Here is a 19900-nt window from a genome sequence, read left to right on the forward strand (position 1 = left end):
GTTTACAGGAGAATCCCATGCCCGCCGCCGCTACCTTGACCGCCAGCCCCGCGCGCGCTCCCCGCCAGGCCGTCGCCCTCACCGCCGTGTGCCTGGTGGCGCTGATGTTCGGCCTGGAAATCTCCAGCGTGCCCGTGCTTCTGCCCACACTTGAACATGCACTCGGCACGGGTTTCCAAGACGCCCAATGGATCATGAATGCCTACACCCTGGCCTGCACCAGCGTGCTGATGGCGGCCGGCACCCTGGCTGATCGCTTTGGGCGGCGACGCGTGCTCGTGCTGTGCTTGTGGCTATTTGGGCTGGCCTCACTGGCCTGCGGGCTGGCCGACAGCGCCGCCACCCTGATCACGGCACGCTTTGTTCAGGGCATCGGCGCCGGGGCGATGATGATTTGCCAGTTCGCGATTCTCTCGCATCTGTTCCGTGAACCGGCGGCACGGGCGCGGGCATTCGCTATCTGGGGCGTGATCGCCGGTATTGGCTTGGGCTTCGGGCCGATGGTCGGCGCGTTTATCCTCGCGGTCGCGGATTGGCGCTGGGTGTTTCTGGTGCATGTGCCGCTGACACTGTTCACCCTGTTGCTGTTGCGCATCAGTGTGCAGGAATCCCGCGATCCGGCCGCCCACCGCCTGGATATCGGCGGCATGCTGACCCTGACATTGGCGGTGTTTGCCCTGGTGTATGTCATCACCCAGGGCAGCGAAAACGGCTTCGCCACGCCGGCGATGCTGGGCTGGGCCAGTCTGTCGGCGGCCGCCTTATTGTGGTTCGTGCAGATCGAACGGCACAGTGCGCACCCGATGTTCGATTTTTCGGTGTTCCGCATTCGCCGCTTCAATGGCGCGCTGATGGGGTCGATCGGCATGAACGTCAGTTTTTGGCCATTCATGATCTACCTGCCGCTGTATTTCCAGACCGGCCTGGGCTACGACACCCTCACTACCGGCGCTGCGCTGCTCGCCTACACCCTGCCCACCTTGCTGGTGCCGCCTCTAGCCGAGCGCCTGGCATTGCGCCATGGTGCCGAGCGCATCATTCCGCTGGGCCTGGGTTTGATGGGGACGGGTTTTCTGGCGATGGCCGCCGCCAACCAAGCCGAGCACGCCGCTGTCGGATGGATGCTGGCCAGTTGTGTGATCGCCGGCGTGGGCCTGGCGCTGATCAATTCCCCGACCACCAACACCACTACCGGTTCGGTGTCGGCTGATAGGGCGGGAATGGCGTCGGGCATCGATCTGAGCGCGCGCCTGATTACGTTGGCGCTCGCCATTGCGCTGATGGGCCTGGTGGTATTGCTGGGCATCAGCCACTACCTGGGCAGTGTGCTGCCTGCCAGCTCGGCCCAGACATGGCCGGACATCAGCCAGCAACTTGCGGCCGGCAAACTCAACGCGGCGGGGCTGACAACGGCGGATGCACAGGCGGCGCTGCGCCACGGGGCTGGCTGGGCGATGGTATTCGCGGGGCTGGGAGCGGCTGGGTTGGGGCTGTTGAGCGGGTACTTTTTCCGACGAGTCCAGTAACGAAAAACGGGCCTGCGTGTGCAGGCCCGTTTCCAGAGGGGATGATAGAACGGTCAGTGATCAGCCGTTGAAAACGGCGCGTTCTTTTTCCAGGAACTCCTGTTCAAGCTCATCTTCGTTGACTTTGGTGGTCGGCTGGCCTTTGCCGGCAGCGCGAGGCTTGCCTTGCAGTTTGCCGAACAGGTGTTCCAGCGCGTGGTCCAGCTTGGTCGCTGCACCGTCGATCGCTTGTTCCAAGGTATCGGCCTTGTGCAGAACCGACAGCGGTTGATGGCCTTTTGGCCGCGCTTCCAGGCGGCAACTCAGATCATGGGGGCCAGGCTTGTCGCCGTTCTCATCCCGCAGGTAGACCTCGACACGGGTCAGGTCTTCTTCATAACGTTCGAGCGTGCTCTCAATGGTAGTACGTACCCACTCCTCCAGTCGGATGCTGCTTTCAATATGGTTATCGCTATTGACTTGGATTTGCATAGTTCTTCCCTTATTTCAGCTAGCTCGCGAGAGATCACAAACTGCAACACCGTTGTGGTGAAACCATGACCTCTTGATTACACAATTGAGCACCTGCGGAAACAATTCAACCCCTTTGCAAAGATAAATCCTACATTACAAATTAACCCTGACGACAAGCAAAAACGCTGGTAGGGTGGGGAGTTAGTTACATCTTCTTACGTCCTCTCGATCCTCATCATTGCCCCTCTCCCAACGGGTGCAAACTGCGAAAAAACCCCGCTTCCTCTACCAGCCAGTCATGTACCGCGCGCACGCCCGGGTGGCTCAACGCGCCTGGCGCGTACAGCAACACGTAACGTTTGTGGTTCGGCACGGCAAGGCCGAACGGCACGATCAAGGTGCCGCGCTCCAGCTCATCGTTGAGCAAGGTACGCCGCGCAATGGCCACCCCCATGCCGGCGATGGCCGCTTCGATGGTCAGGTGGTTGCGGTTGAAGGTATGGCCGCGGCGCACATCGGCGTCGTGACAGCCGATGGCATTCAAGTAGAACTCCCACTCGGCGTACTCATAACTCCCACGCCAGGCGGTGATGTCGTGCAACAGCGGGAAATGCGCCAGGTCGGCAGGGCCATGCAGCGGTGGACGTCCGCGCAGCAGACTCGGCGCGCACACTGGGAAGATCTGTTCGTCGAGCAAGGCTGTGGATAACAGGCCGGGGTAGCTGCCGTCGTTGAGGTCGATGGCCAGGTCAAAGTCGCCTTCGTGCAGGGCGACGCTGCTGTCTTCGGCGACCAGGCGCAGTTGGATATCCGGAAAGCGTTGCTGCAGACGCGGCAAGCGCGGGGTCAACCACTTGCCGAGGAACGACGGGATCGACCGCAGCCGCAAGGTGCCGCTGATCATGCCGGCGTCCAGCCGCCGCAACTCGGCGTCGATGCTGCCGTAGGCCTCCCCCACCGTCGCCGCTAAGCGCTGCCCCTCGGCACTGAGTTCCACGCCCCGGGCGCGCCGATGGAACAGGCGAAAGCCTAGGCGCTCCTCCAATTGGCGAATCTGCTGACTCACCGCCCCCGGCGTGATGTGCAGTTCTTCGGCGCAGCGGGTGAAAGACAAATGCCGCGCCGCACAGGAGAAAACATGCAGCCAGACGTACGTCTGACCATGGAGTGGCCGAGCCATAGGGTTTAGTCCTGCTAAAGGGTTTCTTAGGAGAATTCGTTGGTCAGTGGTTGTACAGGCGCTCAGTATCGCGCCAATTGCGCTCGTCCTACAAAAAAATGGCAGCGATTCCTACTCCATTGCTTGTAAGGCTTTAGCATGGCTATCAGTGTTTTCGATCTATTTAAAATCGGCATCGGCCCGTCCAGCTCTCACACCGTCGGCCCCATGCGCGCAGCCGCGACCTTTGCCAAGGCGCTGAGCGAACAACAATTGCTCAGCCGCACCCGCCGCGTCGAAGTGCGCCTGTATGGCTCGCTGTCCGCCACCGGTGTCGGCCATGCCACGGATCGCGCCTGCGTAATTGGATTGATGGGCGAGTGGCCGGATCAGGTCGACCCCACCTCGATCAATCCGCGTATTCAGCAACTGCGCGACAGCGGCCGCTTACTGCTGGCAGGCATCGAGGACATCGCCTTCAACTGGCACACCGATCTCCTGCTGCTCGAAGAGAGCTTGCCCTACCATCCCAACGCCATGTCTCTGCACGCCTATGGCGACCATGGTCTGGTGAGTGAAGAGACGTACTACTCGGTGGGCGGCGGTTTCATCATCGAGGCGGCCGAGGCGGCGTCGGGTATCGCGCCTGTCAGCGATGTGGCACTGCCTTATGACTTTTCCAGCGCCGCCGAACTGCTGGCGCTGTGCAAGCAGCACGGTTTAAGGGTGTCGGAGCTGATGATGGCCAACGAACGTGCGTGGCGCAGTGACGCAGACATTCGCAGCGGTCTGCTGCATATCTGGTCGGTGATGCGCGAATGCGTCGAACAAGGCCTGCGCGATGAAGGCATCTTGCCTGGCGGCCTCGACGTTCCGCGCCGCGCGGCAAGGTTGCACCGCAGCCTGTTGGAAATCGGCAAACCGAATGTCATCACGTCCACCTTGTCGGCAATGGAATGGGTCAACCTGTTCGCCCTGGCCGTCAACGAAGAAAACGCCGCGGGCGGGCGCATGGTCACCGCACCGACCAACGGCGCGGCCGGCATCATCCCGGCGGTGCTGCATTACTACATGAAGTTCAACGCCGACGCGTCTGACGACGACGTGGTCAATTTCTTTTTGGCCGCAGCCGCCGTCGGCATCCTGTGCAAGAAAAACGCCTCGATCTCCGGGGCGGAGGTCGGTTGCCAGGGTGAAGTCGGCTCAGCCTGCGCCATGGCCGCCGCCGGCTTGGCCGAGATCCTCGGCGCCACGCCCGAGCAATTGGAAAACGCCGCCGAAATCGGCCTGGAACATAACCTGGGCCTGACCTGCGACCCCGTCGGCGGCCTGGTGCAAGTGCCGTGCATCGAGCGCAACGCCATCGCGGCGGTCAAGGCGATCAACGCAACCCAAATGGCCTTGCGCGGCGACGGCAAGCACTTCATTTCCCTCGACCGGGTGATACGCACCGTGCGCGACACTGGCGCCGACATGCATGACAAGTACAAAGAAACCTCTCGGGGAGGCCTGGCGGTGAGCTGGGTGGAATGCTGATTGCGCTGTGTGAGATCGTTTTCCCGGTAGTGCCCTGAAATAGATCACGGGTCTGAAACAATTGTGGGAGAGGGCTTGCCCCCGATGGCGGTGGGTCAGTGATAGATGGGCTGAATGACCCAGCGCTATCGGGGGCAAGCCCCCTCCCACATTGGGATGGTCGTTATACGGCACGGCCCTTGCTGTAAAGCTCTTGAGGCAAACGGAATTTGTGCCCCTCAGCGACGAAGTGGCCGGTGGTCAGGCAATGCGAACTAATCCAGACACCGGTCGTCAATGACTGCATGTTCTTATCAGGCGGTAACGCACCATGGACAATCCTTTTCAGATCATCACCGACACATTCAGCCCAAAATATCGCGTCAACCTGAGCATTCAACGGCTCGACGGCAGCATCATGCTCACCCTCTCGAATGAGACGGGCGTGGTAGCCAAGCGCATGATCAGTGCCGAGCAACGCAACGACCCCGAACGGCTCAAACGCCTGGTGCAGAGCATCCAGTTCGGCATCGCCATCGAGCAGGGCCACAGCGCCATGGAAATCCTGGCGATCATGACCGACGGCGACAACCACAAACTTATGCAGCCACCGCCGGCCCGTGACCTGCCGTTCAGCGTCGGTCTTTAAAGCTCACCCTTCTCGGTCTCCAGGCTCGCCTCGCCCTTGCGCCGCGGGCTTTCGACCTTCACCGAAGGGAACGACGACGATGCGTAACGCACCACCAGGATCGCGAACGCCAACAGCAGAATCCCGCCGCACAGGTAGATGATGCCCAGGTCCGGCGGGTTGTGATGGGATACGTTGGAGATCAACAGACGTGTCAGCGCAGTGATCGCAACGTAGATCAGGAAACGCACGGGCATGTGGTTGGTCTTGAAGTAAATCCCGACCATCGCGCCCAATTCCAAATAAATGAACAGCAGCAAGATGTCATCGATCTTGATGTGCCCGTTCTCCAGCATCCCCAGAAACTCCATCACCGCCGCCCAGGCCGTGACCGCGCCAATGGCGAACAGCGCCAGGTAGTGGAACGACTCCACAAACAGGTTCCCCAGCGACTCGGCCAGGCCATGGACTTGGTGGCGCAACTTTTCGGCCCAGTTGATTTTCACGATGATCTTCCTTAGGTCGGTTCGACCGGATAATGCGGGTTGGACGTGACGGTTGTTCTGCATGCAGAAAAAAGGCCAGAGCGTGGAAAGTGAGATGATGTCAACATGACATGAGGCACACCGGCAGCCTGATAGCTTGATGCGTCGCCCCACACGGTCCATTTCCCAACTACATTAAAAAATTGCTACCCAAACCCCACGGTTTGGCTTACCCTTTTCGCTGTATATAAATACAGTAGTCGCAAAAGACAACTATCGTGAAGGCATGTGAGGTGGTGAATGGCCGTCGAAGTGGTATACCGCAGCAGCCGAGATCTGGAGCGTTTGTTCATGGATAAAGCCGAAGCTGACCGTCATGACAAAATGCTTGAACTCGCTGAGTTGCTGGCAGAAGTGTTGCAAAAAGCCGTGCCGTCCTTGAGCGAGCAGCAGGTCGAGGAAGCCGGGATCTACATGGCGAAGAACCGCGATGTATTTGCCAAGGCATTCAAGAGTCAGCCGGACGCGTTGTCCGAGTTGCTCAACCCGCCGGCGGAATAAAGCCCGAATTGAACAGGCCCTGAATCATAGATTCAGGGCCTTTTTAATCGCCGCTCATTGGTACAGCAGGCGCTCGGCCAATTCGTCCGCTACCCGTGCGGGCGAGCGTTTTTCGGCTTGGGCATGGGCATAGATTTCGGTCAGGCGTGAGCCAATGTTCGACAGGTGCGCGGTGATGGTGGGCAGCTCGGCGCCGCTGTGTTTGAGCGCGACGTAGATCAGGCCGCCGGAATTGATCACATAGTCGGGCGCATAAAGAATGCCGCGCCCCTCCAACTGATCGGCCACTTGCAGGTTGGTCAGTTGGGCGCTGGCGGAACCGGCCACGGCGGCGCAACGCAGTTGGCCCACGCTGGTACGGTTGAACACCGCACCCAGGCCGCAGGGCGCAAGAATGTCGCAGGGGGTGCTGAGCAAGGCGTCGTTGGCGATGGGGTGTGCGCCGAACTGCTCCATGGCCAGTTGCACCTTGCCATGGTCGATATCGCTCACCAGCAATTCGGCGCCGGCGGCGTGCAGCTGTTCGGCGAGGGCGTAGCCGACGTTGCCCAGGCCTTGTATGGCCACCCGCAGGCTTTCGAGGTTGTCGCTGCCCAAGCGCGCCATGGCCGTGGCGCGGATGCCGGTAAACACGCCCATGGCGGCGTGGGGCGCAGGGTCGCCGGCGGCGGTGGTGCTGGTGACGAAACGGGTTTGTTGAGCGATGCAATCCATGTCGGCCACCGAGGTGCCGCTGTCGATGGCCGTGATGTAGCGGCCATCCAGTTGTTCCACGCAGCGCCCAAAGGCTTCGAACAGCGCCGCGCGGCTTTCAACATGGGCGGGCCGCAGGATCACCGCGGTGCCACCACCAACCGGCAACCCGGCCAGGGCGGCTTTGTAGCTCATGCCTTGGGCCAGGCGCGCGGCATCGGCCACGGCCGTTTCGTCGTCGGGGTAGGCAAGGTAACGACAGCCGCCCAGGGCAGGCCCCAGGCGGCTGTTGTGAATGGCTATGACCGCCTTCAAGCCTGTCACCGGGTCGATGCTCAGGTGCAGCGATTCAAGGCGGGTGCGGTGCATGAGAGCAAACATCGTCGAGCTCCCGAATCACTTCTTGTGTCGCCAAGTATAGGCTTGCGGCAGAAAACTGCCGAAGTACGCTGGAATAAGTCGTCCGATTTTGTAGGCTCTGCGACATAAGCGCGCAGGATCTTTCTTAAGTCACTGGACGAAAATTCCCAGCAAGGCTAAAACGGGGGCATCCGCCGGAGAATGCAATGAAGCCCCGCCAAGCCTTTTTCGCCTGCATGGAACGCTCGCCCCCTGCACTGTTCGAGGCCGCGTTGTGGATTGCCGCCGAACATGACGCGACGGTGCAACCGTTGCAGATCCTGCAAGAACTGGGGTTGCTGCAACAGCAGGTGAGCGCAGGCATGCCCGTGCTGCCGGCGGATGAACTGGGCCAACCGCTGCTGCGGCGCATGAACGATCTGGGGTTTGCCCAGGATGACTTCACGCCCCTGCGCCCCGCCGCCGCGCTGTTGGATAAAGTCCTGCTGCGCAAACGCGGGCAGCCCCTGGCAATGGGCTTGATTGCCATGGAACTGGCGCGGCGCCTGCACATTCCCATGGTCGGCGTGAACTTCCCAGGGCACTTCCTGCTACGCGTCCCCGGCGCTGATCACTTGTTGGACCCCTGCGGCGGTCGGCGCCTCTACACCAACGATTGCCGCGAACTGCTGCAACGCCAATATGGCCCCAACCTCAAGTTGCAGGCCGAACACCTGCATACCGCCGAACCGCGCTCGATGCTCCAACGCTTGTCGCGCAACCTGCGCCAATTGCACTTGGCCAATGACGATCCACTGGCGGCGCTGATCGACGCCGAGCGCGTGCTGGAACTGGGCAATGCCAGCGCCGCTGACTACTTGGCACGGGCCAGCCTGTATCAACGACTGGACTGCCCCAACGCCGAACGCTTCGATCTGGAACATGCGCTGCTGCTCAGCGAAGACCCGATCCAACGCCTGCGCCTGACCGAGAGGTTGGGGCATCTGCCGCCCAACACGGTGGTGCATTGACCAACACGTTGGCTTCTAGTTAAGGCGCGAGGTTTTTTGTGGCGAGCGCACCTGGATGATCAACAACGCAGCCATCACCGCCGGAATCGCGCAGTAGAAAAAAATCTGCTGCACCGGTACCTGCATTGCCAGCAGCAGACTGCCCAGCAACGGCCCGAGGATCGAGCCGAAGCGCCCTACTCCCAGTGCCCAGCCCGTGCCGGTGGCGCGCACGTGGGCCGGGTAGAAGTTGCTGGCGAAGGCATTCAACGTCAGTTGCCCACCGATGATGCAGAAGCCGGCGGCAAACACGCACGCCACCAAGTAGCGCGGATTATCGTGGTTCAAGCCCAACAGCACGGTGCACAGCCCGGCCGCGAACAACACGCCGCACAGCAGGCGGACTTTATTTTTCAGGCGGTCGGCAAACCAGGCCATGCCGATGGCGCCCAAGGTGCCGGCAAACAGGAACATCGACGTCACCAGGTTGGCCTGCTTGAGTGCCAGGCCACTTTCCAACAGCAACGACGGCAGCCAGCTGATCATGAAATACAGCAGGATCAGGCTGACGAAAAAGGTTGCCCAGATCAGCAAGGTCGGGCGGGCGTAACCGTTGCGAAACAACTCAACCACAGTCAATTGGCTGCCCCGCGCCTGCTGGTCATCGGCGGTGCTTGCCAACGGCGGTTGCCAGTCGGGCAACAGGCGCGCCGTGACCCGCTGCAGACGCCAGTAAGGCGGCGCGTCCCGCAATAGTCGCGGCAAGGATTCGGGCAGCAGCCACACCAGAAACGGAAACAACAGCAGCGGCGTAACACCGCCTGCCAGGAACACCGCCTCCCACCCGTAATGCTCAATAAATCCTGCGGCCACGAACCCACCCGCCGCGCCACCAAACGAAAAGCCGCACGCGGCCAAGGTCACCATCAAGGTGCGAAGGCGCGGTGGCGAATAGTCCGACATCAAGGCCATGGCGCTCGGCATCGCCCCACCCATGCCGATCCCGCAGATAAACCGTGCGGCCATCAGCGTGGTTAGCGAGTCGGCGAACACCATCAGCACCGTGAGGCTGGCGTAGATCAGCACGCAGGCCAACAGAATCCGGCGTACGCCAAAGCGGTCCGCCAGTGGCGTCACCAGCAGTGAGCCAAGGGTCAACCCCAGCAAGTTGGCACTGAACACCGGGCCGAACGCGGCTTTTTCCAGCCCCCAGTCCGCGGCCAGCGCCGGCACTACGTAGCCCAGCACTTGGGCATCGTAGCCATCGGTCACCAGCAGCAACGCCAGCAACAAGAGGATCAACCACTGGAAGCGCGACACCGGACGGGCGTCGAGTGCCGCGCGAAAGCTGGCAATCTGAGTGTGCATCGCAAGGTACCTGTCTTATTTTTATGGGTGTCGCACAGCGGATTTATGGGGCCTCAGGGGTATCCGGTTGATTAGCGGGATGGGCTTGAATAAACGCCGGATGCTGCTTGGCCAAGGCCGCAACACGGCCGATACGCGGGTAATCGGCCAGCGACACTTTGAACCGCTCGGCTGCGTACAACTGTGGGATCAAAAACACATCGGCCATGCCCGGCTGGTCGCCAAAACAGAACCCTTGATCACCGATCAACTGCTCCACCGCGCCGAGGCCCTGGCTGATCCAGTGCCCGACCCACGCCAGCACCTGCGTGTCGTCATGCCCCCATTGGCGCAACAGGTTCTGAGTGCTGGAGTTGTGCAACGGGTGGATGTCACAACCGATGATCGATGCCACCGCACGCTCGTGGGCGCGGGTCGCCAGGTCTTGGCTCAGCAGCGGCACCTGTGGATAACGTTCGTCGAGGTATTCGATGATCGCCGGCGACTGGATCAACAGGTCGCCGTCGTCAGTGCGCAGGGCCGGCACGCGGCCCTGCGGGTTGATGGCCAGGTACGCCGGCTGGCGGTTGGCGCCCCCTGCCGGCACCAGCAGGTTGACCGGCACCGCCGTGAACGCCAGCCCCTTGAGCGCCAAAGCGATGCGCACGCGATACGACGAAGTAGAGCGGTAATAGGTATAGAGTTCCATCCCCCGCCCTCCTCAGCGCGCTGCGACCACAGTGCCACGGCATTCGCCAAAACCGATGGAGGCATAGCCTTCACGGTTGCAGCGCGCACGCAGAATGATTTCGTCGCCGTCTTCGAGGAATTTACGCACTTCGCCGGACGGCAGCTCGATCACTTTTTTACCGCCCTCGGTGATCTCCAACAGGCTGCCGAGTTGGCTGGCTTGCGGCCCGGACAAGGTGCCTGAACCGAACAGATCGCCGGGCTGCAGTTGGCAACCGTTAACGCTGTGATGGGCCACCAACTGCGCGGCGGTCCAGTACATATGCAGGCTGTTGCTCAGGGCCAGGCGATGGGCCGGCAGGTTTTGTTCGCGCATGGCGGCCGTGGTCAGCAGCACTTCCAGTTCGATATCCAGAGCACCGCCGGCCTGATCGCGTTGATCCAGCAAGTACGGCAGCGGCTGCGGATCGCCTTCGGGGCGTGCCGGTTGAGCCTTGCGGAACGGCGCCAACGCTTCAGCCGTGACCACCCAGGGCGAGACTGTGGTAATAAAGCTCTTGGACAGGAACGGCCCCAGCGGCTGGTATTCCCACGCCTGGATATCCCGCGCCGACCAGTCGTTGAGCAGGCAAAAACCGGCGATATGCTCGGCCGCGTCACCGATGGCGATCGCTTCGCCCATGGCGTTGCCCTGGCCGATCCAGATGCCCAGTTCCAACTCGTAGTCCAACCGCGCACAGGGACCGAAGGTGGGTTCGGATTGGCCGGCAGGCAGGGTCTGGCCTTTGGGGCGACGCACATCCATGCCCGAGGGGCGCACGGTGGAGGCGCGGCCGTGATAGCCGATCGGCACATACTTGTAGTTGGGCAGCAACGGGTTGTCGGGGCGGAATAGCTTGCCGACGTTCTGCGCGTGTTCGATACCAACGTAGAAGTCGGTGTAGTCGCCGATTTTGGCTGGCAGGTGCAGTTGGCAATCAGCCGCGCGGTGCAGCACCTGCGCCTCGCGGGCTTGCAGCGGGCTGCCCTCGGCAAGCAGCTCCAGCAGGCGCTCGCGCAGGGCCACGCGTGGGCCACGGCCCAGGGCGAACAACCCGTTCAATTGACCGCCGGCAGTCGCCTCCACGGCACGACGGGCTTCGCCGTCGAATGCGTCTAATGTCGCGTGAAGATCCAGGATGAAATCCCCAATCGCCACGCCGCTGCGCGGGGGCTCGCCATTGCGACTGAAGATGCCCAGCGGCAGGTTCTGCAGCGGGAAATCCGCGTGACCGTTGGCGGACGCTACCCAACTACGGGCAGGGGTGGGCTGAGTCATGGGTTATCTCCGATTCGGGTTGAAGGTGACGGGCAGCGAGGCCCAGCACGCGTCGTAAGCAGGTTGCAGGTGCGGACAGTCCAGGGCGAACTGGGTGGGACGCAGCACTTGGCTGGTCTCGAACATGAACGCCATGGTGTTATCGATCTTGTGCGGCGCCAGTTCCACATTGATGGCCTTGGTGCAGGTTTCGCCATCCGGGCCGTGGGCGCTCATGCAGCTGTGCAGCGACGCGCCGCCGGGCAGGAAACCCTCGGCCTTGGCGTCGTAGGCGCCTTGGATCAAGCCCATGTATTCGTTCATCAGGTTGCGGTGGAACCACGGCGGACGGAAGGTGTTCTCGGCCACCATCCAGCGCGGCGGGAAAATCACGAAGTCGAGGTTGGCCAGGCCGTGCACGCTGGTGGGCGAGGTCAACACGGTGAAAATCGACGGGTCCGGGTGATCGAAACTGACGGTGCCGATGGTGTTGAAGCGGCGCAGGTCGTATTTGTACGGCACGTTGTTGCCGTGCCAGGCCACCACGTTCAGCGGTGAATGGTCGAGCTCGCAGGCCCACAGTTCGCCGAGAAACTTCTGCACCAACGTCGTCGGTTGCCTTAAGTCTTCGTAATGGGCGACGGGGCTGAGGAAGTCCCGTGGATTGGCCAGGCCGTTGCTGCCGATGGGCCCCAGGTCCGGCAGGCGCAGCGGCGCGCCGTGGTTCTCGGCGATGTAGCCGCGGGCCTGAGCGTCCAGCAGTTCGACGCGGAATTTAAGGCCACGGGGCAGCACGACGATTTCCAGCGGCTCCACTTCCAGCACGCCCAGTTCAGTGACAAGACGCAGGCGCCCCTGCTCGGGGACGATCAACCATTCGCCGTCGGCGTTGAAGAACACCCGCTCCATGGAGCGATTGGCGCGATAGTGGTGGATGCTGATACCCGAGGGTTTTTCCGACGCCGAATTGGCGACCATTGCGACCAGACCGTCAATAAAATCGGTCGGCTCGCTAGGCATATCCAGTGGGTTCCAGCGCAGCCGGTTGGGCGTCACCGCACCCAACGGACCGCCGGCCAATTGCCGTTCCAATTTGGCGAACGCCGGGTGATTGGCCGACGGCTGGATGCGGTACAACCAGGTACGCCGGGCTTCGCTGCGGGTCATGGTGAACGCGGTGCCGGAGAACAGTTCGGTGTACAGGCCGTAGGGTGCTTTTTGCGGGGAGTTCTGGCCGACCGGCAAGGCGCCGGGCAGGGCTTCGCTGGCGAATTCATTGCCGAAGCCCGACAGGTATTCGAGGGTCATGGATCGTCCTCTGAGCGGAAGTTGTTTTTATCGTAATCCAGTTACGCATAACGTAATTTGATCACTATCGAGCGTCAAGCTATAAAGACGCCCATTCATCTTTCGGAACCCCGCCCCTCCATGGAAAAGCCCCGCGACACCGGTAAACAAAAAGTCCGTTCGGCCGAAGTGGGCACCGATATTCTCAAGGCCCTGGCCGAACTATCCCCGGCCACGTCGCTGTCGCGCCTGGCCGAGCATGTGCAGATGCCGGCGAGCAAAGTGCATCGCTACCTGCAAGCATTGATCGCGTCGGGGTTCGCCGAACAGAACACCGCCACCAACCATTACGGCCTGGGCCGCGAAGCGTTGCGCGTGGGTCTTGCTGCGTTGGGCAGCATGGACGTGCTGAAAGTCGGCGCGCTGCCCCTGGCGGAACTGCGCGACCAACTAAATGAAACCTGCTTTCTGGCGGTGTGGGGTAATCAGGGCGCGACCGTGGTGCAGATCGAGCCGGCGGTGCGCGCGGTGACGGTGGTGACACAACTGGGCTCGGTGTTGCCGCTGCTCAGTTCGTCCACCGGGCTGGTGTTCAGTGCGTACCTACCCTCGCGGGAAACCGTGGAGCTGCGCCAGCAGGAGATCGAGGCGGGCATCGCCCACGCCCTGGCGGACGACCAAGCCTACGCCACGGCCTGCGAACAGATCCGCCAGCGTGGCCTGCACTTTGTGCACGGCTTGTTGATGCCGGGGGTGGACGCCTTGTCGGCACCGGTGTTCAACGCCATCGGCCAGGTGGCGGCGGTAATGACCGTGGTCGGCCCTACCTCACTGTTCCACGCCGATGAAGACGGCCCGGCGGCCCAGCAATTACTGGCGGCGACCCGGGCCGTAAGCTGGCGCATGGGCTACCAGCCCTGAACTAGTCCCGCCACTGGGCCAGGGCCTGGGCCACGCGATTTTCCACGGCGCGCACCGGCGCGGCGTTGCCCAGGTAGTTGTTGCTGACCATCGAGAACACCAGGCGCCGGCCGTCGGCGTCGGTGATATAGCCACTCAATGACGACACGCCGGCCATGGAGCCGGTCTTGGCATGCAGGTTGTTTTGCGCCGCCGTCCCGCGCAGGCGATAGCGCAGGCTGCCACCCACCATGCGGTCCGCATTGCCGGCAATCGGCAGTGCGTTATACCAAGCGTCGAACCAGGGTTGTCTGACGCTGGCCAACAGCAGATCGGTGAAGGTCAGGGACGACACCAGATTGCGCCGCGACAAGCCCGAACCGTCTACCTGGCTCAGGCTGGCCGGGTCCAGCCCCTGGCGTGTCATAAAACCCGCCACTGCCGCCACGCCGGCCGCCGCGGTGCCTGCGTTCGCAGTCTTGCGGCCCATGGCCTTGAGCAGGGCCTCGGACATATTGTTGTTCGAGAGTTTGAGCAGCGGCGTGATCAATTCCTGCAACGGCGCCGACTGATGTTCGGCCAACAATGTAGCCGTCGCTGGCGTAGCGCCACCAATCACACGCCGGCCCTGCACCTTGATGCCCTGCTGAGCCAGCGCCTGTTCAAACAGGTTCGCCACCAGCTGGGTTGGTTCCCACACACTCACCCACTGCCGGCTCTGCTTGCCGGGGGCCAGCGCACCGCTCAGTTGCAGCAGGTTGGTGCCGTGCTGGCGGGTAATGCCGTACGTGTTGCCGGGGCCGCTGATGGCGCGATTGCTCAGTTGCACGTAGTCGGTGGCCGGGCTCACGGTAACGCTCACCGGTTGGCCGACGGCCACGGGCGCTTTCGCGGTGACGATCAAGGTACCCGCGTCGAAATCCGTGTTGGGCGACACCGTCAACGCGGAGATCTGCGCGCCGTAGTAGGTGCTTTCGTCATCCTGGGCCCAATCGACGCCCAGGCGCTCGGCATCGAACCAGGTGTCGTCGAACACCAGATCGCCCTGCACTTCTCGCACGCCATCGCTGGCCAACTGTGCCGCCAGCGCCTGGTAATCGGCGAACTGCACGGTGGGATCGCCCAAGCCGCGCACGTACAGATTGCCCGCCAGCCGCTCGCCCTGGCGGCTGCCGGTGCTCAGTACCTGAGTGGAAAACCGGTATTGCGGCCCCAGCACATCCATCGCCGCCGCAGTGGTCAACAACTTGAGGTTGGAGGCCGGCACCAGGCGCGTGCGCGGGTTGTGCTGGTAGAGGGTGCTGCCGCTGCGGGCGTCGCGCACCATCAAGGAGACCGTGGCGCCATTGAAGGCCGGGTCGGCCATGAGATGGTCAAGGATGGCCGGGGTGGAGGTTGGCGAAACGCTCGCGCAACCGCCCATGAAAACGCTCAAGCACAGCAGGGGTAGCCATCGTCCAACATGCATCAGTGTCAAATTCCGCAAAATCTTCAGTGGCGGCAACGCTAACAGCTCCACCTGCCCGTGGCGAGCGGGCCGGTGGAGCAAGCTGCTGGGGGGCATGGAATTGTCGCAGCCAACGCGCCCACCACCAGCCTTAGAATTCCAGCGTGCTCGACACCGACACCTGCCGTGCGTCCCCCAGCGATACAAAGAAGCGGCTGGCCGCCGAGGTGTAGTAGGTGCGGTCGAACAGGTTTTTCACGTTGAGCTGGAACTTGACCTTCTGCCCGTCGAGTTTGGTGTCGTAGGTGGCGAAAGCATCGGCCACGGTGTAGCCCGGCAAGGTGAAGTCGTTGGCGGCGTCCCCTGCCCGCTCGCCCACGTAGCGCGCGCCTGCGCCAATGCGCAGTTGATCGCCACCGAACAGGCTGCCGAAGTCGTAGGCCAGCGCCAGCGAGCCGGTGTGTTTGGCGACGTTCTGCAAGCGGTTGCCTTCCAGGGTCGGGTCGTTGTCCTTGATGTCCTCGGCGTCGGTGTAGGCATAGCTGCCGATCACGCTCCATTGGTCGCTCAACTGGCCGGTGGCGTCCAGTTCCAGGCCACGGGAACGCACCTGGCCGGCGATGCTGTAGATCGTGTTCGCGCCGGACCCCACCGAGACCAGCACATTGCGCTTGTCGATGGTGAACAACGCCGCGCTGGCGGTGATGCGCCCGGGAATGTCGAGCTTGGCCCCCAGTTCCCAGGACTTGGCCTGCTCGGGCGTAAGATCGCCGGTGAGCGTACTGCCATCGGCCAAGGCGGCGATGGTGGAGTTGGGTTTGAACGACTCGGTGTAACTGCCATAGAACGACAGTTGATCGGTATAGCGATACACCAGCCCGGCACGCGGCACCCAGGCCTGGCCGTTGCCATCGGTGTTGGCTTTGAACGGCACGCCTTTGCCGGCGTATTGGTCGTACATCTGGTAGCGCGCACCGGCTACGAAAATCCATTGGTCGGTCAGGTGAATCGAATCCTGGAAGAACAGCGAGTCGCTGCGCAGCAGGTCGGTCTGGGCGCTGTCGGCGGCGCTGAAGGTGCTGCCCGCCACTTCGTTGCCGTATACCGGATTGTTGTAATTGAACGTGCCCCGCGAGGCCTGGCGGATCAGGTCGGCGCGGTAGATTTTGCGGTACTCGTCATCCAGGCCGAACACCAGGTCATGTTGCATGCCCAGCACGTTGACCTTGCCTTCGAGGCTGGCGGTGGCGAACCGGTCGGTGGTAATTGCGCCCTGGGTGCCGTCCATTCGGCGGGTCAGGGTGCCATTGGCGTTCACCGCGCTGACGCGTACCTGGCTGGCGTCGTAGGTTTCACGGTTCCAGCTGTAGCCGAAGTGAGCTTTCCAATCGTCGTTCAGATCGTGATCGGCTTCGAAGCGGTACAGGTCGGAGCGGCCTTCCATATTGTTGAACGGCTCGTCCAGGCGCCGCGTCGCCGGGATATCCAACGGATGGTTGGTCTTGGGATCGATGGCTGTGCCGCGGTCGAACGGTGAGAGAAATTCACGGTGCTCATAAGCGAACAGCAGTTGAGTGGAATCGCCGTACCAGGCCAGGGACGGCGCCACCAGCGATTCGCGGTGAGTGCCGAAGTTGCGCCAGTAATCTTCGTCTTCGTGATCAACGATCAACCGGTAGGCCAGCCCTGAATCGCCCAACGGCCCGGTGGTGTCGAGGTTGCCGCCGCTGCCGTTCTTGCCGTCGCCGAAGGTGGAACCGCGCACAGTCAGGGCGGTGGATGGGGTCAATTCAGGCTTTTTGCTGACGATGTTCACCACGCCGCCCGGGTCCTGGATGCCATACAGCAGCGACGACGGGCCCTTGAGCACTTCAACCCGCTCGGCAGTGGCGTTCAACGCGCGGCCCTGCACCACCGGCATGCCGTCGCGCATGATCGAGCCGTTACGGTTGTCGCCAAAGCCGCGCAACATCACCGCGTCCTGGGTGCTGGCCAGGGTGTTGGCCTGGGTGATACCGCTGATATTGGCCAGGGCGTCATCCAGGTTGCGCGGGGTCTGATCGCGCAGCGCCTGGGCCGGCACCACGTTGACGGTTTGCGGGGTTTCCAGCAGTAGGCCGCGCGAGCGCATCACCGAGCTGGTGGGCGGCGGCTGGTAGCTGGTGCTGTCGTCAAGTTGGCCTATGCCGCTGATGGTGGTGGCGCCCAAGTTGAGTGCGCCTTCGGTGGGCACGGGTTCCAGGGCCAGGGTGCGGGCGTCGATCTGGCGGAAGGTCATGCCGGTGTTGCCCAACAGGCGTTGCAGGGCCTGGGTCGCGCTCATCTGCCCGCGCACTGCCGGGGCGCTGAAGCCATAGGGCGCTTCATCGGTGTAGATCACACTGATTCCGGTGACCCGGCTGAAATCGCTGAGAGCCTGGGGCAACGGTTTGGCCGCCAGGGCAAAGTCGAACTGCGCGCTTTGCTGCTCCTGCGCCCGCGCCACGCTCAACGGCAGCAAAGCCACCGCTGACACCGCCAGTACCGAGGCTCCCAGCCACTGTTTTACCCAACCGCCCGCCATCGACTTCATGCTGTGAGAACCCGTGTAGAAAACGCTGTTAATGCGAATTGATCGCAGTTTCAAGCACTACACGGATGGGCGGATGGTTTACCTCACCTGTTGTGGATAAATAATTTCATTCACTGCGCCTGGATACGGAAACCGAAGCGCGGGAAGTGCACATGCACAGTGCCTGCGCGCTCTTCGCTACGGCGCAGGATCAGCTCCTCGCGCCCGGCAAACAGCAGCTCGCCGGCCACTGGGTCGACGCCGTAGTCGATCGCGCTGATGGTCACCGCCTGGCCGGGATGGAAGCCGTTCAAGTCTTCAAACGCTTCGTCCGGCAACGCCGCCGGGGTGGCGTTGCGCGCAATCTCCAGCGCTTGTTCGGCGGTCATCTGGTTGGGCGTGCCGTGGCCGAAACCAAGCACGCGCCCCAGCCATGCGGACACTGCCGGGTAGGCGTCCACCAGGGGTGCTGTAACTGGCGTGGCTTTGAGGAACCACAGCGAATGGGCCAGGGAGAAGTCGGCAATCGACGGCTCGCCAAACAGAAAATCCCCCGCCTCGCGCTGCAACTGTTGCTCCAGGCGCGTCATGATCGCTGGCCATTGATGCTTGGCCACGTCGGCGCTCAGCTTGCTCGCCGAACCGCCGCTGAACAACGCGGCGCGGTCGGCCATAAAAGCTTTGATCGCTTCCGGCGGCAATTTGCCGAAGCGCACCGCCACCGATTCCGGCTGGAACACCAGGCTCACCGCGTGAGCGAACACCACGCTGTCGGCCCAGGTGGCGAAAGTCTGGGTGATCATTTCCTGGCCGAGGGGGAACAGCGCCGGCGCGGCTTTTTCCTGCTCCAGGCGTCGGGCGATCAGCGCGGTGTCACAGTAGATATCGGCGCCGACCTGCAACACCGGAGTTTTGCGGTAGCCGCCGGTGAGCGCGGTCAGGTCCGGTTTGGGCATCACCGGCGAGATCAGCACGGACTGCCAGGACAGGCCTTTGAAGCCCAGCAGCAGCCGAGCTTTTTCTGCAAAGGGAGAGGTGGGGTAGTGGTGAAGAATGAGCTCAGACATGCCAGGGTCCAGTTGTCAGGTTGAGCTGCCAGCTTAGCGCGCAATGGGTGGCGATGCCGTGATGGGAACCCATCAGTCGAATCTATGCACCACTGGCGGCCAGGCACTCCTTGGCGCTCTTCTTGAGTTTTTTGATCAGCCGTTCCTGACGCAAGGCGTCGCCTTTGCTTGCACATTGCTCGGTGTACACCAGCGCCACCGCCGGGCTGGACTGGAAAAACCGCGCGCCCTTGCCGCTTTGATGCTGAGCGAAGCGGCGCATCGGGTCATTGCTGATGCCGCAATACAGCGCGCCGTTGGCGGCGCGCACCAGGTAAACGAACCAGGGTTTGGGGTCGGTGGGAGTCGTCACGGATCGAGTCGGTCAACCAGAAGAGCGCCCAGCTTATCAACGACTGGCCTGGAATGCCTTGAGACCTTTGCGTGCCTGGGCGCGTACGGCGTTTTTCACCAGCGGCGTCCAGCCCAGCAACAGACCTTTGGTGCCCAGGGCCTGACGCGACCAACGCCACAGATCGAAGTGGTCGTGGTGCTCGCAGATCTTGCCGTCACGGAACACAAAACGCGCCTGGATATCATTGACCACTGTGTTGCCGGTGGCGCTGAACAGGTAGGTCGCCACCCAATGGGCGCTGCCGCGGGTGTCGTCGCTGCGCACTTGGTCGAAGGTCAGCGAGAAGTCCTTGGCGCGGGTGGTGAGCATGCGCCACATATCGCCGACGTCCCGACCGCGCAGCTCACCGAACGCCGGGTCGCTGAAGATCACGTCGTCGCTGTAACAGGCGCTCATGGCGTCGGCGTCCAGACGTTGGAACGCGCGATAGAACTCGGTGATCAGGGCGTTGTGGGCATCACTCATGGGCAGGCTCCGTCGACGGCGAAAAAGATAGGCGCACGATAAGCCGCCCGCGCCGCCAAGGCTACTGACATTCACCGCGCCAATAG

19 protein-coding genes are annotated in these 19900 nt (G+C 62.4%); 6 read left to right on the top strand and 13 right to left on the bottom strand.

Annotated features, from left to right (window positions below; genetic code table 11):
* Window positions 1-17 precede the first annotated feature (17 nt).
* On the top strand, window positions 18-1526 hold the full coding sequence (locus ABX75_RS05890) for an MFS transporter (RefSeq protein ID WP_047881606.1): 1509 nt from the start codon (window positions 18-20) through the stop codon (window positions 1524-1526).
* A 60-nt stretch (window positions 1527-1586) separates the two neighbouring features.
* Here ABX75_RS05890 and ABX75_RS05895 read toward each other — a convergent pair whose 3' ends face one another.
* Window positions 1587-1997: an HPF/RaiA family ribosome-associated protein gene (locus tag ABX75_RS05895; RefSeq protein ID WP_034096034.1), complete on the bottom strand. Its 411-nt coding sequence runs from the start codon at window positions 1995-1997 to the stop codon at window positions 1587-1589.
* Window positions 1998-2214: 217 nt separating this feature from the next.
* Complete coding sequence (locus tag ABX75_RS05900; RefSeq protein WP_034096033.1) at window positions 2215-3159, bottom strand: LysR substrate-binding domain-containing protein; 945 nt, start codon at window positions 3157-3159, stop codon at window positions 2215-2217.
* Between the two features lie 138 nt (window positions 3160-3297).
* Here ABX75_RS05900 and ABX75_RS05905 point away from each other — a divergent pair, with 138 nt between their 5' ends.
* Window positions 3298-4674, top strand: coding sequence for an L-serine ammonia-lyase (locus ABX75_RS05905; RefSeq protein ID WP_047881607.1), 1377 nt, complete (start codon window positions 3298-3300; stop codon window positions 4672-4674).
* 310 nt (window positions 4675-4984) lie between these two features.
* Window positions 4985-5302 carry a DUF3509 domain-containing protein gene (locus ABX75_RS05910; protein WP_034096031.1) on the top strand — a complete coding sequence of 106 codons (318 nt, stop codon included), beginning with the start codon at window positions 4985-4987 and terminating at the stop codon, window positions 5300-5302.
* Here ABX75_RS05910 and ABX75_RS05915 read toward each other — a convergent pair.
* Complete coding sequence (locus ABX75_RS05915) at window positions 5299-5787, bottom strand: phosphate-starvation-inducible protein PsiE (RefSeq protein ID WP_034096030.1); 489 nt, start codon at window positions 5785-5787, stop codon at window positions 5299-5301. The two genes, ABX75_RS05910 and ABX75_RS05915, sit on opposite strands and share 4 nt — an antisense overlap.
* Window positions 5788-6066: 279 nt before the next feature.
* Between ABX75_RS05915 and ABX75_RS05920 the strand changes: the two genes are divergently transcribed.
* Window positions 6067-6327 carry a YebG family protein gene (locus ABX75_RS05920; protein WP_010564043.1) on the top strand — a complete coding sequence of 87 codons (261 nt, stop codon included), beginning with the start codon at window positions 6067-6069 and terminating at the stop codon, window positions 6325-6327.
* 54 nt (window positions 6328-6381) lie between these two features.
* Here the strand turns inward: ABX75_RS05920 and ABX75_RS05925 are convergent, their stop codons facing one another.
* Entirely contained in the window at window positions 6382-7401 is a 1020-nt protein-coding gene (locus tag ABX75_RS05925) for a Glu/Leu/Phe/Val dehydrogenase dimerization domain-containing protein (RefSeq protein WP_047881608.1), read from the bottom strand.
* A 185-nt stretch (window positions 7402-7586) separates the two neighbouring features.
* Between ABX75_RS05925 and ABX75_RS05930 the strand changes: the two genes are divergently transcribed.
* On the top strand, window positions 7587-8390 hold the full coding sequence (locus tag ABX75_RS05930) for a SirB1 family protein (protein ID WP_047881609.1): 804 nt from the start codon (window positions 7587-7589) through the stop codon (window positions 8388-8390).
* 15 nt (window positions 8391-8405) lie between these two features.
* Here the strand turns inward: ABX75_RS05930 and ABX75_RS05935 are convergent, their stop codons facing one another.
* The 4 genes from ABX75_RS05935 to hmgA are packed head-to-tail and all read right to left on the bottom strand — an operon-like array spanning window position 8406 to window position 13011.
* Window positions 8406-9737, bottom strand: coding sequence for an aromatic acid/H+ symport family MFS transporter (locus ABX75_RS05935; protein WP_034111861.1), 1332 nt, complete (start codon window positions 9735-9737; stop codon window positions 8406-8408).
* A gap of 43 nt (window positions 9738-9780) precedes the next feature.
* Window positions 9781-10425, bottom strand: a complete 645-nt coding sequence (gene maiA / locus ABX75_RS05940; protein WP_034096026.1) for a maleylacetoacetate isomerase — start codon at window positions 10423-10425, stop codon at window positions 9781-9783.
* Window positions 10426-10437: 12 nt separating this feature from the next.
* Window positions 10438-11724: a fumarylacetoacetase gene (gene fahA / locus ABX75_RS05945; protein ID WP_034096025.1), complete on the bottom strand. Its 1287-nt coding sequence runs from the start codon at window positions 11722-11724 to the stop codon at window positions 10438-10440.
* 3 nt (window positions 11725-11727) lie between these two features.
* Window positions 11728-13011: a homogentisate 1,2-dioxygenase gene (gene hmgA / locus ABX75_RS05950; RefSeq protein ID WP_034096024.1), complete on the bottom strand. Its 1284-nt coding sequence runs from the start codon at window positions 13009-13011 to the stop codon at window positions 11728-11730.
* A 120-nt stretch (window positions 13012-13131) separates the two neighbouring features.
* Here hmgA and ABX75_RS05955 point away from each other — a divergent pair, with 120 nt between their 5' ends.
* Entirely contained in the window at window positions 13132-13911 is a 780-nt protein-coding gene (locus ABX75_RS05955) for an IclR family transcriptional regulator (RefSeq protein ID WP_047881610.1), read from the top strand.
* A gap of 1 nt (window position 13912) precedes the next feature.
* Here the strand turns inward: ABX75_RS05955 and dacB are convergent, their stop codons facing one another.
* The 5 genes from dacB to ABX75_RS05980 form a co-directional block, all read right to left on the bottom strand.
* Complete coding sequence (gene dacB, locus ABX75_RS05960) at window positions 13913-15358, bottom strand: D-alanyl-D-alanine carboxypeptidase/D-alanyl-D-alanine-endopeptidase (RefSeq protein ID WP_047881625.1); 1446 nt, start codon at window positions 15356-15358, stop codon at window positions 13913-13915.
* Window positions 15359-15488: 130 nt separating this feature from the next.
* Window positions 15489-17909 (bottom strand): TonB-dependent receptor, encoded by a 2421-nt coding sequence (locus ABX75_RS05965; RefSeq protein WP_047881611.1) that lies wholly within the window; start codon window positions 17907-17909, stop codon window positions 15489-15491.
* Window positions 17910-18019: 110 nt separating this feature from the next.
* The gene (locus ABX75_RS05970; RefSeq protein WP_047881612.1) at window positions 18020-18955 is read right to left on the bottom strand and encodes a glutathione S-transferase family protein; all 936 of its coding nucleotides are present in this window, start codon (window positions 18953-18955) and stop codon (window positions 18020-18022) included.
* 82 nt (window positions 18956-19037) lie between these two features.
* Window positions 19038-19307, bottom strand: coding sequence for a GIY-YIG nuclease family protein (locus ABX75_RS05975; protein WP_034096020.1), 270 nt, complete (start codon window positions 19305-19307; stop codon window positions 19038-19040).
* 36 nt (window positions 19308-19343) lie between these two features.
* A complete protein-coding gene (locus tag ABX75_RS05980; RefSeq protein WP_034096019.1) occupies window positions 19344-19814 on the bottom strand; it encodes a nuclear transport factor 2 family protein in 471 nt (156 codons plus the stop codon).
* Window positions 19815-19900: the final 86 nt, after the last annotated feature.

The sequence above is a fragment of the Pseudomonas sp. ARP3 genome (genome assembly GCF_001029595.1).
Lineage (GTDB): Bacteria > Pseudomonadota > Gammaproteobacteria > Pseudomonadales > Pseudomonadaceae > Aquipseudomonas > Aquipseudomonas rhodesiae.